Here is a 13,574-nt window from a genome sequence, read left to right as displayed (position 1 = left end):
ACCCCCTGCAATGCAAACACAAACCCCCGATTCTGGCGCGACTCCCGCTAGCCGGAATCAGCTGCACCGCGTGCTCAAGGCGCGCCACCTGACGATGATAGCGCTGGGCGGAGCCATCGGCACCGGCCTGTTCGTGGCCTCGGGCGCGGCCATCGCGCAAGCCGGCCCGGGCGGCGCCCTGCTCGTCTACCTGGTGATCGGCCTGATGGTCTACTTCATCATGACCAGCCTGGGCGAGCTTGCCACCTTCATGCCGGTGTCCGGGTCGTTCTGCACCTATGCGTCGCGCTATGTAGACCCCGGCTTTGGCTTCGCGCTGGGATGGAATTTCTGGATCAGCTGGGCCACGGTCGTCGCCGTGGACGTGGTGGCCGCCCAATTGGTCATGGCGTACTGGCTGCCGGACACGCCGGGCTGGATATGGAGCGTGGCCTTTTTGGCACTGACCTTCGGGCTGAACGCGTTTTCGGCGCGCAGCTTTGGCGAGGCCGAATACTGGTTCGCCATCATCAAGGTGGTGGCGGTGCTGTGCTTTATCGCCGTCGGGCTGGGCATGCTGGTGGGCATCATCCACAGCGGCGATCAGGTCGGCCTGGTGAACTGGACCGTCGGCGATGCGCCCTTCGTGGGCAACGCGGCCACCTGGGTCGGCGTGGCCATGGTGGTGGCCTATTCCTTCCAGGGCACCGAACTGGTGGGCGTGGCCGCCGGCGAATCCGAAAACCCGCGCCGCAACGTGCCGCGCGCCATCAACAACGTGTTCTGGCGCATCCTGCTTTTCTATGTGCTGGCCATTCTGATCATCGGCCTGCTGCTGCCCTATACCGACCCGCAACTGCTGCGCAACGAAGTGGAAGACATCGCCGTCAGCCCCTTCACGCTGGTGTTCCAGCACGCCGGCCTGCTGTCGGCCGCCACCGTGATGAACGCGGTGATCCTGACGTCGGTGCTGTCGGCCGGCAATTCGGGCATGTACGCCGCCACCCGCATGCTGTTCAACATGGCGGCCGAGGGCCAGGCGCCCGCGCTGTTCAAGCGGCTGACGCCTGGCGGCGTGCCGCTATACGCGCTGCTGGCCACCACGGCACTGGCCTGCCTGTGCCTGTTCAGCGTGGTCTACAGCCCCAAGGCCGTCTATATCTGGCTGCTGAATTTTGCGGGCATGACGGAATTCATCGTCTGGTTGAGCATCGCGATCAGCCATTACCGCTTTCGCCGGGGCTACGTGCGGCACGGCTACGACACGGCCGACCTGCCCTACAAGGCCGGCCTGTTCCCGTTTGGGCCGGTGCTGGCCTTTGTGCTGTGCCTGGTGGTGACGCTGGGCCAGAACTACCAGGCGTTCTTGCAGGATCGCATCGACTGGATCGGGGTGGTGTCCACGTATCTGGCCATTCCGCTGTTCCTGGCGCTGTGGATCGGGCATCGCGTGGTGAAGAAATCGCGCTGGGTGCGCTACGGCGACATGCGCTTTTACGGGCTGGATCTGGATCGGGGATAGGCCTGGCCAGACGGGCCGACACCCGAAAAGGGTGACAAAAGGGCAGCAAAGGGATCACCGAAGGGCGACAAAAAGGAAGCTACAATACTGTATATTCATACAGTAATGATGACTCCTGAACGCATCCATCCCGCGTTGTGGCGCGCCACCCAGTTGGCTAAAGGCGCCGCGCGCAACCTGCCTACCGGGCACGCTTCGCTTTCCGCCGAGCTGCCGGACGGCGGCTGGCCGCTGGGGTCTCTTATCGAACTGTTGACGCCGCATCCGGGCGTGGGCGAAATCCGCCTGCTGCGCCCGGCGCTGGCCCAGCTGGAAACGCGCCGCCCCATTGCGCTGGTCCAGCCGCCGCACGTGCCCCACATCGCCAGCTGGATGAGCTGGCGGCTGGACCCCCGGCAATTGCTGTGGGTGGCGCCGCAAAAACCCGTCGACACCCTGTGGGCGACGGAACAAATCCTAAAAAACGGCAGTTGCGGCGCCCTGATCTGCTGGTTGCCGCACGTGCGCCCCGAATCCCTGCGCCGCCTGCATCTGGCGGCCCAGGCCAGCGACCTGCTGTTCATTGCCATCCGCCCGGCCAGCGCCGCGCAAAACGCCACCCCCGCCCCGTTGCGGCTGGCGCTTGCGCCGGCCCCGGGCGGTTTATCCGTTCATATTCTGAAGCGCCGGGGGCCTGTCTGCGACACCCCGCTGTACGTGGGCCTGGAGCCCGGCGCGCTTACGCCGTCTTCTCCCCGCCATGCGCCTCTGGATCGCCGCCTTCCTGCGCTGCCTGCCGCTGGACGTACTACGCCCGCACTGGCCGCATGAGGGGCACGCGTTCGCCGTCCTGGACCAGGAACGCGTTGCCGCCCTCACCCCCGCCGCCCGCCAGGCCGGCGTCAAACCGGGCATGCGCCGCGCCGGCGCGGCCGTTATCGCCCCCCAGGTCGAGCTCTTGCCCCGCCAGCCCCAAGCCGAAGCCGACACCCTGCACGGCGCGGCGCTGGCGCTGCTGCAATACACCCCTGAAATTGCCTTGGGCGATGCCGACACCGTGCTGTTGAACGTGGGCGCCAGCCTGATGTTCTTTGGCGGCCCGCGCGCGCTTGCCCGGCACATACGCGCCACCCTGCAAGCGCTGGACCTGCGCGTGTCGCTGGGCATGGCGCCCACGGCCCGGGGCGCCTGGCTGCTGGCGCATCGGGCCGGCCGCCGCATGCCCCGGCGCACGCTCACCCTGCCCACGCTGGCCCGCCGGCTGGACGCCCTGCCAGTAGCGCTGCTGCCCCAGGCGCAGGCGCGGCTGGACTGGCTGGGCGACATCGGCTGCCATACCCTGGCCGACCTGCGCGCCCTGCCGCGCGCCGGCCTGCAACGGCGCAGCGCGCCCGACCTTCTGCCGGCCCTGGACGCCGCCTATGGCCAGGCGCCCGAACTGTATCGCTGGATCGAACCGCCCAACCAGTTTTCCCGGCGCATCGAACTCATGGACTACGTCGAGCACACCGACGCCGTGCTGGCAGTGGCGCGCCGCCTGGCCGAGCAGCTGGGCGGCTGGCTTACCGCCCGGCAACTGGCGGTGCGCCGCGTGGTGCTCTGCATGGAACACGAACGCGGCCGCCATGCCCGCCCGCCCACCGAACTGGAACTGGCGCTGGCGCAGCCGGTCTGGCAGGCGCCGCAGATCTTGCACCTGCTGCGCGAAAAGTTGAACCACGTCACGCTGGAAGCGCCCGTCATCGCCGTATCGCTGCTGGCGCCCGACACCGTGGAACAGCCCGCCGTCAGCACCACCTTGTTCCCCGAGCCCGGCGGCACCGCGGCCGACCACGCCCGGCTGCTGGATCTGCTGGTGGCCCGGCTGGGTCGCGACCAGGTGCGCCATGCCCATCCCACGCCCGACCACCGCCCCGAAGCCGCCAATTCCTGGGGCGATGCGCTGGCCACCCCGCGCCCGCCCCAGCCCCTGCCGCCCTTGCTTGACCGCCCCTTCTGGCTGCTGGAAACGCCGCTGGCCTTGAAGCTGTCGGGTCATCGCCCCCAGTACGGCGGCCAGCCGCTGCGGCTGGTGCGCGGGCCGGAACGCATCGAAAGCGGCTGGTGGGACCCGGCCCTGACCGTGCGCGATTACTTCGTTGCCGAAGACGCGGCGGCGGCGCGCTACTGGATCTACCGCGAACGCGACGCCGAACACGCGCGCTGGTTCCTGCACGGGCTGTACGCTTAAGGCCGGCCCCATGCAAGACGATCCCTACGACCCGTCCGACCCGGCCGACCCCGCCGACCCCGCTGCGTTAGCCACCCTGCCCGGCTACGCCGAGCTGCAATGCCAGTCGAATTTTTCCTTCCTGCAAGGCGCCTCGCACCCGGAAGAACTGGTCGCGCGCGCGGCGGAACTCGGCTACGCCGCGCTGGCGCTGACCGACGAATGCTCGCTGGCCGGCGTGGTTCGCGCCCACATGGAGGCCAAGACCCAGAAGCTGCCGCTGATCATCGGCGCCACGTTCCAGCTGCGCGCCGCGCCCGACGCCGCCCCGCTGGGCCTGACCCTGCTGGCGCAAACCCGCGAAGGCTACGGCAACCTGTCCGAACTCATCACGCTGGCCCGCACCCGCGCCCCCAAGGGCGAATACCGGCTGGCCCCCGAAGACCTGACCCACCCGCCCAAGGGCTACGAACACCTGCGCCAGTTACCGGAATGCCTGGCCATCCTGACGCCCGCCTACGGCACCGACGCCGACCGCCTGGCCGAGCAGGCGCGCTGGCTGGCACGCGTGTTTGCCAACCGCGCCTGGGTCGGCTTGAACCTGCTGTACCGGTCGCGCGACGACCAGCACCGCGCCGCCGTCGAACACGCCGCCCGCCAGGCCGAGCTGCCCGTCGTAGCGGTGGGCCAGGTGCAGATGCATGTGCGGTCGCGCAAGCCCCTGCACGACACGCTGGCCGGCATCCGCACCCGCCAGACCGTCGCCCAGTGCGGCTACGAATTGTCCGAAAATGCCGAGCAGCATCTGCGCACCCGCATGCGCCTGGCCAACCTGTATCCGCCCGACGCGCTGGCGCAGACCCTGGTGGTGGCGCGCCGCTGCGCGTTTTCGCTGGACGAGCTGCGCTACGAATACCCCGACGAGGTCGTGCCGCCCGGCCACACGCCCGCCTCTTATCTGCGCCAGGAAACCCTGGCCGGCGCCGCCCGCCGCTTTCCTGCCGGCGTCCCGGAAAACGTCGAAGCCCAGATCGAAAAAGAACTCGACCTGATCGGCGAGCTGCACTACGAAGCGTATTTCCTGACCGTCTACGACATCGTCCAGTACGCGCGCAGCCAGGGCATCCTGTGCCAGGGCCGGGGGTCCGCCGCCAACTCCGCCGTCTGTTATTGCCTGGGCATCACCGCCGTCGATCCGGCCCGAGGCAACAACCTGTTTGAACGTTTCATCAGCAAGGAACGCAACGAACCCCCCGACATCGACGTGGACTTCGAACACCAGCGCCGCGAAGAAGTCATCCAATACATCTACGACAAATACGGACGCGACCGCGCCGCCCTGACCGCCGTGGTCATTTCGTACCGGCCGCGCAGTGTGTTGCGCGACACCGGCAGCGCGCTGGGCGTGGACCTGGGCGTCATCGACGCGGTGGCGCGCGCCCATCAATGGTGGGACGGCAAAAAGGAAATGCTGCGCACGCTGGGCACCTGCGGGCTGGACCCGGAATCGCGCGTGGCGCGGCAATGGGCGTCGCTGGCGCAAACCATGATGGGCTTTCCACGCCACCTGTCGCAGCACCCCGGCGGCTTTGTGATTTCACGCGGCAAGCTGTCGCGGCTGGTGCCCATTGAAAACGCCGCCATGCAGGACCGCAGCGTCGTGCAATGGGACAAAGACGACCTGGACGCGCTGAAACTGCTGAAAGTGGACGTGCTGGCGCTGGGCATGCTGTCCGCCCTGCGCCGCACGCTGGAATTGGCCGGCCAGCGCCGGGGCCGGCCGCTGGCGCTGCAAGACATACCCGAAGGCGACGAAGCCACCTACGACATGATCTGCGAGGCCGACACGGTGGGCGTGTTCCAGATCGAATCACGCGCGCAGATGACGATGCTGCCCCGCCTGCGTCCGCGCAAATACTACGACCTGGTCGTGCAGGTGGCCATCGTGCGCCCCGGCCCGATCCAGGGCGGCATGGTCCACCCCTACCTGCGCCGCCGCCAGGGCAAGGAAGCCGAAACCTATCCCAGCGAGAAGGTCCGAGGCGTGCTCAGCCGCACCATGGGCGTGCCCATCTTCCAGGAACAGGTGATGCAGATTGCCGTGGTGGCCGCCGGCTTCACCCCGGGCGAGGCCGACCAGTTGCGCCGCTCCATGGCCGCCTGGAAACGCAAGGGCGGCGTGGACAAATTCCGCATCAAGCTGGTGGGTGGCCTGCTGGCGCACGGCTACAAGCTGGAATTCGCCGAAGCGCTGTTCCGGCAGGTCGAGGGGTTTGGCGAATACGGGTTCCCGGAAAGCCATGCCGCCAGCTTCGCCCTGCTGGCGTACTTCAGTTCCTGGCTCAAGCGCCACGAACCCGAGGCCTTCCTGGCCGCCCTGCTCAATTCCCAACCCATGGGGTTCTACGCCCCCGCCCAACTGGTGCAGGACGCCCGCCGCCACGGCGTCTGTGTGCTGCCCGCCGACGTCACCGTCAGCGGCTGGGAATCCGCGTTGGAAACCCTGCCCGCCGACCACCCCGGCGCCCAGCGCCGCCCCCGCCCGCATTCGCCGCCTGCCGACCAGGCGCGCCCGGCCGTGCGGCTGGGTTTGAACTTGCTGCAAGGTATGCGCGAAGACGCCGCCCGGCGCATCGAACAGGCGCGCGCACAGGCGCCCTTTGCCGACACCGGCGACCTGGCCCGCCGCGCCACCCTGAACCGCCACGACCTGAACGTGCTGGCCGCCGGCGACGCGCTGCGCACGCTGGCCGGCCACCGCCGCCAAGCCAGCTGGGAAGCCGCCGCCAGCGTACAAAGCCGCGACCTGCTGCGCGACGCCGCCATCGTCGAAACGCAGGCCCCCCAGCTGTCGGCCCCGTCCGAAAGCCAGACCGTGGCCGCCGATTACCGCAGCCTGGGCCTGACGCTGCACAGCCACCCGGTCGCGCTGCTACGCCCCCAACTGGTCGCTCGCAACTTCCAACCCGCCGAGGTCCTGAACGGCTACCCCGACAAACGCGTCGCCCGCGCCTGCGGCATCGTCACCGTGCGCCAACGGCCACAAACCTCCAAGGGCGTCATCTTCGTAACCCTGGAAGACGAAACCGGCCCCGTCAACGTCGTCGTCCGTCCCGACCTGATCGAACGCCAACGCCGCGAACTACTCGGGGCCAAACTGCTGGGCGTCTACGGCACCTGGCAAAGCGTCGACGGCATCCGCCACCTGATCGCCCAACGCCTGGTGGACCTGTCCGACCTGCTGGGCGGCCTGGCGGCGCATAGCCGGAATTTTCATTGACGTCACGCGCTTGTCAAGTTCCCGAATCGGCATGCCCACGGGGCAAACCAACGCCAAAACCGATCAGATTTCAGGTGCTCGCTGATCCCTGATTACAGCGCGCCAAGGCTGGTCTATCATGGCTTTTTCGTCGTCGAGTAGTTGTAAGGAGCTTTACATGATCCGCAAGCTGATCCCTTTCCTTCTGATTGCCAGCCTGACCGCATGCGCCAATACCGGGACGTCTTCGTCCGGCGCGTCGTCGGCATCCAGCTCCTCCAGCGCGTCTTCCTCGTCCGGCGCATCCAGCGCGTCCGGTGGCTCTACTTTCGGCGGCTCATCCTATGGCGGGTCGGCAGGCGGCTCGGCCATGCCGGGCTACGGCACCAAGACTTGCGATGCGGCCGCGCTGCAATCGCAGATCGGCCAAAAGGCCACGACCTCTACCATGGAAGACCTGCGTACCCGCAGCGGCAGCAGCACGGCGCGCATTTTGCGCCCCGGTCAACTCGTGACCATGGAGTACAACGCCACCCGCCTGAACCTGATCGTGGATGACAAAGACGTCATGACCGCGATTCGCTGCGGCTGATCCGGCGGCATCCAAGGCAAGACGGCGCCGGCCGTCGCGCCCATCCCCGTCCCATTCCTCGCCATCCCCGCCCCGGCGGGCCGCCTCAGGCCGCGGGCGGCGTGGGTGGCACGTGGGGCAGGAATGCCCCCGCCACTTCGAACGCGCATTCCTCGCGCGCAATGTCTATCACCCGCGACACAATCGGGTTGACGATGTTTTTCTTGTGCACCGCGTAGTAATTGATCGTGGGCAGATCGGGCTGCACATTCAACTGGCACAGCGCGCCGCGCTCGACCAGCGGCGCAAAGTAGGCGCCAGGCAGATAGCTGATGCCCAGCCCCAGCATCGTCAACTGCGCCATCATCCCCAGGCTGTTGCAGGTCAACACCCGCTTGACGGGCAAACCCTGTTCCGCGAACCAGGCGTCATACAGATGCGACAGCGCGGAGTTGGTCGGCTGCGAAATCACCGGATACGGCGCCAGGTCCTGGGGTGACAAGCGCGCCTGGAAATCAATGTCCAGCGCGGGGCTGGCCATCCAGACGTTGGTGACGGCGCCCAGGTGCGTGCAGTCGTATTGGTAGCTCCAGAAAGGCCCCGGCATGATGGCCAGGTCCAACTGGTCTTGTTCCAGCCGTTCGTACAGCGTGATGCCACCGTCGATCTCGGGCATCAGCTGCACGCGCGGATAGCGCTGGCTGATCTGGTTGATCAGCCGCGCCAGCCAGGTCATGCCGACCAGTTCGGTCACGCCCAGCCGCACCACGCCTTCGAAACTGGCGGGGTCGGCCATGTTCTGCACGATGCGGCTGTTCAGGTCCAGCATCTCGCGCGCCAGTTCGAACAGCTTGCGGCCTTGCGGCGTCATCACCAGTTTCTTGGCGCGCCGCTCGAACAAGGGCGAGCCCGCAAAGGCTTCGAGTTCGCCCACCCGCTTGGCCACCGCCGATTGGGTCGTGTGCAGTTTTCGGGAAGATGCGCTGAAGCTGCCAAGTTCGGAGCTCCAGTAAAAAGCCTCTAGCTGTTTAAGGGTGTACATCGCGGCGGTCGAGGCGAAACGCATGGAAACCCTCACATTACCATCGCGGCAGGCGGCGCTAGCCGCGCGGATGCAGGATGTCGGCCAGGAAGCGCTGCGCGCGCGGATGCGACGGCGCGCTGAAAAAGCGCTCGGGCGTGTCAACCTCCAGGATCTCGCCGCCATCCATGAAAACGACGCGGTCACAGACGTCGCGCGCGAAACCCATTTCGTGTGTCACGCAGACCATCGTCATGCCGTCCTTGGCCAAGCCCTTCATCACCTGCAACACCTCGCCCACCATTTCCGGGTCCAGCGCGCTGGTCGGCTCGTCGAACAACATCACCGGCGGCTGCAACGCCAACGCACGGGCAATCGCCACGCGTTGCTGCTGACCACCCGACAGCGAACCCGGATAGGCATCGATCTTGTTCAACAGCCCGACCCGTTCCAGCAAGGCACGCGCCAATTCCACCGCCTGCTTGCGCGGCTGCTTGCGGATGTTGACCGGCGCGAAGATCACGTTTTCCAGCACGCTCATGTGCGGAAACAGGTTGAACTGCTGAAACACGAAACCGATCTTCTGGCGCAGCGCATTCAGGTTGGCGCCCTTTTGGTAGATGTCGGCCCCATCGATCAGGATGCGGCCTTTTTCGATGGGTTCCAGCCGGTTCACCGTGCGGATCATCGTCGACTTGCCCGAACCCGACGGCCCGCACACCACCAGCACTTCACCACGCGCCACCGACAGGTCGACATCCTTGAGCACGTGATGGTCGCCATACCACTTGTTCACTTTTTCAAGCTTGATCATGATTCTTTCCGTTAAGCCATGGCGCGCGAGCGGCGGATATGCAGGTCCAGCCAGCTCAAGCCGCGGCTCAGGCTGAAGCACACCAGGAAATAGATGATGGCCAGGATGCCGAACACTTGCAGCGGCTGCGTCAGCACCAGGTTGTTGATCTGGTTGGCGGCAAACGTCAGTTCATTGACGCTGATGACGTAGCCCAGCGACGTTTCCTTGATCGTGGACACGAACTGACTGGTCATGCTGGGCAACACGTTAAACAGCGCCTGCGGCAGCACCACCTTGCGCATCGTGGTCCAGTAACCCACGCCCAGCGACCGGGACGCCTCGATCTGGCCGCGCGGCACCGCCTCGATGCCCGACCGGATCACCTCCGACAGATAGGCGCTTTCGTAGACGACCAGCGCAAAGATCAGCGTCCAGAAACCGCTGACCACCTGCCCCGTCAGCTTGGGCACCACGAAGTACGCCCAGAAGATCAGCATCAGCAGCGGCATGCCGCGCACCATGTTGACCAGCGCCTTGCTGGCAACGCGCAGCGCGCCGAACGGGCTGACACGGGCCAGCGCAATCAGCAGCGCCAGCGGCAAGGACATCAGCAGCCCCAGCGCCGCCAGGATCAGCGTCAGCGCCAGACCGCCCAGGGGCCCGTTGGGGTATTGGCCGACCAGCAGCGTCGGCCAGTATTGCGACAGCAGATCAAGCACCGTGGCCTCCGCGATTCAAACGATAACGGGCGTAGATGCGCGACCCCACCGCCATGATCAGGAACGATCCCAGCAGGTACATGATCGTTGCCGCGCCGAAGGTGGCGAAGGTGCGATAGGTTTCGTTTTCGATCTCGCGCGCCTGGTAGGTCAGTTCCATCACGCCGATCGCCATCGCGACGCTGGTGTTCTTGAACAGCAGCAACGCGCGGCCGACCAAAGGCGGAATGGAAATGCGCAGCGCCTGCGGCACGATCACGAAGCGCATGCATTGCAGGTAGCTCGCGCCCAGCGCGCGCGCCGCCTCGAACTGCGTCCACGGTATGGCGCGCAGGCCGCTGCGGATGTCCTCGGCGATGTAGGCGGCCGAGCCCAGCGCCAGCGCAATCGCCGCCAGCGACATCTCGGCGTTGTGATCGTAGAGCCACATTCGCAGCCCTTCGGGCAGCAGCTCGGGCATGCCGAAATACCAGAACAATACCTGCACCAACAGCGGCACGTTGCGGTGGTATTCGACATACGCGTCCACCACCCAGCGGCACGGCGCCAGGTTGGTGGCGCGCACCACCACCAGCGTCACCGCGATGGCAAAGGCCATGACCCACGCAACGAAGAACAGTTGCACGGTGACCACCATGCCGCTGAACAGCAGCTGGTATTGGGAAGCGTCTAGCAGGCTCATAAAGCGTCGGCCCCTGGCGGTTGCGCGGGCATCAGCCGGCGATGGGGCCGATCTTGAAACCGCGCTCCAGCTTGTAGGGGGTGGTCGGGCCGAACCACTTGTCGAACAGCTTGGCGGCCGCGCCCGAGCTTTCGGCGTCGTCCAGGGCCTGGTTCACCGTTTGCAGCATGCGCGGCTCGGACTTGCGCACGCCCAGGCCCCAGGGTTCGTCGAACACCGACTTGGCAATCACGCTGACGGGCGCCGTGGGCGGGCTTTGCAGCACCAGCCGCACCAGCACCAGTTCAGAGGCAAATTGCGCGTCCACCTTCTTTTGCTGCAAGGCCAGATAGGTGGCCGAACTGTCGCCATAACCAATCACCTGCGACTTGTTCAGGATGCGCTTGATCTCGCGTTCCGAGCTGGAACCCTTGGTGGCGCCGATGCGGCGGCCGTTCAGCGCGTCAATCGAATCAAAGCCCGAATCCTTGCGCACCAGCAGCTTTTGCGGGCTGACGTAGTAGGCGTGGCTGAACGCGATCTGTTCGGCGCGATCCGGCGAATAACCCAGGTTGGCGGCCAGGATGTCCACGCGCCCTTCGTTCAGTTCCGGCACGCGCGCCGCCACCGACAGCAGCTTGTAGCTGATCTTCACGCCCAGCTTGTCGGCAACCAGTTTGCACACGTCTACGTCATAGCCCACCAACTGGCGCGTGGCGCCGTCCTGGAAGCTGAACGGCTGCGACGTGCCCAGCGTGCCGCAAACCAGTTCGCCGCGCGCCTTGATGTCCTCGACCTGATCTGCTTGCGCGGCAGCGCCGACGGCCAACGTGGCCAGGCCCAGGCAAGCTGCAAAAAAAGTATGACGTTTCATGGATGATTCCCCTTGTATGTTGTGTTGGTCAAACGGCATTCACGACAGCTTGGCGCAGGCCTCGCGGATCGCGGCACATCCTTGCTTGATATCGTCCATCGACGCCGCGAACGACAAACGGAACGTGCCCGGCGCGCCATAGGCGTTGCCGTCGATCACGGCCACGCCCGCTTCGCGCAGCAGGTAATGCGTCAAGTCGGTGTCGCTGGCGATCACCTCGCCCGAGGGCGTCTTCTTGCCCAGCAGGCCCGAGCAATCCGGGAACACATAGAACGCGCCTTGCGGCACCACGATGGTCAGCCCCGGCGCGCCGGCCAGCTCGGCCACGGCCAGGTCGCGGCGTTGCTGGAAGATGCGCGCAAATTCCGCCACACAATCCTGCGGACCGGACAGCGCTTCCAGCGCCGCCGCCTGGCTGACGGACGACGCGCCGGACGTGCTTTGCGATTGCAGTATCGCCATCGCCTTGATCAATTCGTCGGGCCCGGCGCCATAGCCGATGCGCCAGCCCGTCATGGCGTACGCCTTGGACACGCCGTTGACCACCAGCGTGCGGTCAGCCAGCTCGGGCGCCACCTGCAACGGATGCACCGTCGGTTCACCCGTGAAATTCAGGCGGGCGTAGATGTCGTCCGTCATCAACCACACGTGCGGATGGCGCTTGAGCACATCGGTCAGCCCGCGCAATTCCTCGGCGGTATAGACCGACCCCGTGGGGTTGCTGGGCGCGTTCATCATCAGCCACTTGGTGCGCGGCGTGATGGCGGCTTCCAGCGCCTGCGGCGTGACCTTGTAGTCCGACGCGGGAGACGTCGTCACCGCCACCGGCACGCCGCCATTGACCAGCACCATATCCGGGTAAGACACCCAGAACGGCGCGGGAATCAGGACCTCGTCGCCGTCATTGAGCGTGGCAGCCAGGCCGTTGAAAATCACTTGCTTGGCGCCGGTACTAACGATGATCTGCCCCACCGGATAGTCCACGCCGGTCGCATCCAGCAACTGCGCGCGCGCGGCCCGGCGCAACGCCACGGTGCCCTGCGCGGGCGGGTACTTGGTTTCGCCCCGGTTCATCGCGGCGGTGGCCGCCTGGCGGATATGTTCGGGCGTTGAAAAATCAGGCTCGCCTATGGTCAGGTCGATGATGCGGCGGCCTTGTTCGCGCAGCTGCGCAATGATGGCGCGCGCGGCAACGCTGGGCGACAGCTTGATGCGCTTGATGCGGTCGGCAATGATGCTCATTGTGCACCCCCGGTTTTTTCAAGAATGGTCTTGGCCAACCAGGGTTTGGTGTACGTGCCCGCGCGCAGCTTTTCCTTGGCGACGGCTTCGTCGGCTTCTTTCTTTTGCGCCAATGCCAGCACGGCGGCCGCGTGTTCGGCGGGAATCACCACCACGCCATCGGCATCGCCCACGACGACATCCCCGGCGTGAACGACCTGCCCGCCGACCGATACCGCCACATTGATTTCGCCCGGGCCGTCCTTGTAGGGGCCTTTGTGCGCGACGCCGCGCGCGAAGCAGCCAAATTCTCCCTGGCCGAAGACGTCCACATCGCGCACCGCGCCGTCGATGACAAAGCCCGCGATGCCGCGCGACTGCGCATCCATCATCATCAGTTCGCCGACCAGCGCGTTGCTGGTGTCGCCAGCGCCATCGACCACGATGACGTCGCCTGCCCCGCCCATGGAAATTGCCTGATGGATCATCAGGTTATCGCCCGGCCGCGTCTTCACGGTCAGCGCCAGGCCGACCATGCGGCGCGTGCCGCCGTGCATCGGACGCAAGTCCGCCACGCCGTAAAGGCGGTTCATGCAGTCGCTGATCTGGGCCGAGCCGATATCGGCAAAGCCGGCCAGTACGTCGGCGGCCACGGCCGGGGCCGACCGGGAAAGAATGCGAAATCCGATGGGAGTCATAAGAAAGTCGATGGGGGTGGATGCGTCTAGCGGTTAAGCGAATACGCATTACAAGGCCCCGGCCG

Annotated in this window: 12 protein-coding genes; 5 read left to right on the top strand and 7 right to left on the bottom strand. The window is 66.2% G+C overall.

The features are described 5' to 3' along the window. The 5 genes from YH64_RS26495 to YH64_RS26475 all read left to right on the top strand — a co-directional run. Positions 1-1,501: amino acid permease (locus YH64_RS26495; protein ID WP_370512781.1), on the top strand; the 1,501-nt coding region annotated here is incomplete at its 5' end. A 105-nt stretch (positions 1,502-1,606) separates the two neighbouring features. Further along, positions 1,607-2,311, top strand: coding sequence for a translesion DNA synthesis-associated protein ImuA (gene imuA / locus YH64_RS26490; RefSeq protein WP_046807200.1), 705 nt, complete (start codon positions 1,607-1,609; stop codon positions 2,309-2,311). Next, on the top strand, positions 2,241-3,710 hold the full coding sequence (locus tag YH64_RS26485; protein WP_046807201.1) for a DNA polymerase Y family protein: 1,470 nt from the start codon (positions 2,241-2,243) through the stop codon (positions 3,708-3,710). Before imuA ends, YH64_RS26485 begins: the two co-directional genes overlap by 71 nt. 10 nt (positions 3,711-3,720) lie before the next feature. Next, the gene (locus tag YH64_RS26480; protein ID WP_255444760.1) at positions 3,721-6,969 is read left to right on the top strand and encodes an error-prone DNA polymerase; all 3,249 of its coding nucleotides are present in this window, start codon (positions 3,721-3,723) and stop codon (positions 6,967-6,969) included. Positions 6,970-7,126: 157 nt separating this feature from the next. Continuing rightward, positions 7,127-7,540, top strand: a complete 414-nt coding sequence (locus YH64_RS26475) for an I78 family peptidase inhibitor (RefSeq protein WP_046807203.1) — start codon at positions 7,127-7,129, stop codon at positions 7,538-7,540. Positions 7,541-7,625: 85 nt separating this feature from the next. On the opposite strand, the gene YH64_RS26470 is transcribed toward YH64_RS26475, so the two are convergent. The 7 genes from YH64_RS26470 to YH64_RS26440 are packed head-to-tail and all read right to left on the bottom strand — an operon-like array spanning position 7,626 to position 13,509. Continuing rightward, positions 7,626-8,585 (bottom strand): LysR family transcriptional regulator, encoded by a 960-nt coding sequence (locus YH64_RS26470; protein ID WP_104143846.1) that lies wholly within the window; start codon positions 8,583-8,585, stop codon positions 7,626-7,628. A 34-nt stretch (positions 8,586-8,619) separates the two neighbouring features. Beyond that, entirely contained in the window at positions 8,620-9,354 is a 735-nt protein-coding gene (locus YH64_RS26465) for an amino acid ABC transporter ATP-binding protein (RefSeq protein ID WP_046807204.1), read from the bottom strand. An 11-nt stretch (positions 9,355-9,365) separates the two neighbouring features. Beyond that, a complete protein-coding gene (locus YH64_RS26460; RefSeq protein WP_046807205.1) occupies positions 9,366-10,055 on the bottom strand; it encodes an amino acid ABC transporter permease in 690 nt (229 codons plus the stop codon). Continuing rightward, the gene (locus tag YH64_RS26455) at positions 10,048-10,737 is read right to left on the bottom strand and encodes an amino acid ABC transporter permease (protein WP_046807206.1); all 690 of its coding nucleotides are present in this window, start codon (positions 10,735-10,737) and stop codon (positions 10,048-10,050) included. The genes YH64_RS26460 and YH64_RS26455 overlap by 8 nt, the downstream gene beginning before the upstream one ends. Before the next feature lie 31 nt (positions 10,738-10,768). Beyond that, positions 10,769-11,590 carry an ABC transporter substrate-binding protein gene (locus tag YH64_RS26450; RefSeq protein ID WP_046807230.1) on the bottom strand — a complete coding sequence of 274 codons (822 nt, stop codon included), beginning with the start codon at positions 11,588-11,590 and terminating at the stop codon, positions 10,769-10,771. Between the two features lie 39 nt (positions 11,591-11,629). Beyond that, positions 11,630-12,832: an aminotransferase class I/II-fold pyridoxal phosphate-dependent enzyme gene (locus tag YH64_RS26445; RefSeq protein ID WP_046807207.1), complete on the bottom strand. Its 1,203-nt coding sequence runs from the start codon at positions 12,830-12,832 to the stop codon at positions 11,630-11,632. Further along, positions 12,829-13,509 (bottom strand): RraA family protein, encoded by a 681-nt coding sequence (locus YH64_RS26440; protein ID WP_046807208.1) that lies wholly within the window; start codon positions 13,507-13,509, stop codon positions 12,829-12,831. The genes YH64_RS26445 and YH64_RS26440 overlap by 4 nt, the downstream gene beginning before the upstream one ends. Positions 13,510-13,574: the final 65 nt, after the last annotated feature.

The organism is Achromobacter sp. LC458 (assembly GCF_001005835.2).
GTDB lineage: Bacteria > Pseudomonadota > Gammaproteobacteria > Burkholderiales > Burkholderiaceae_B > Achromobacter > Achromobacter spanius_B.
Note: the sequence above shows the minus strand (reverse complement) of the source record. Positions and strands in the feature narration are given on the sequence as shown.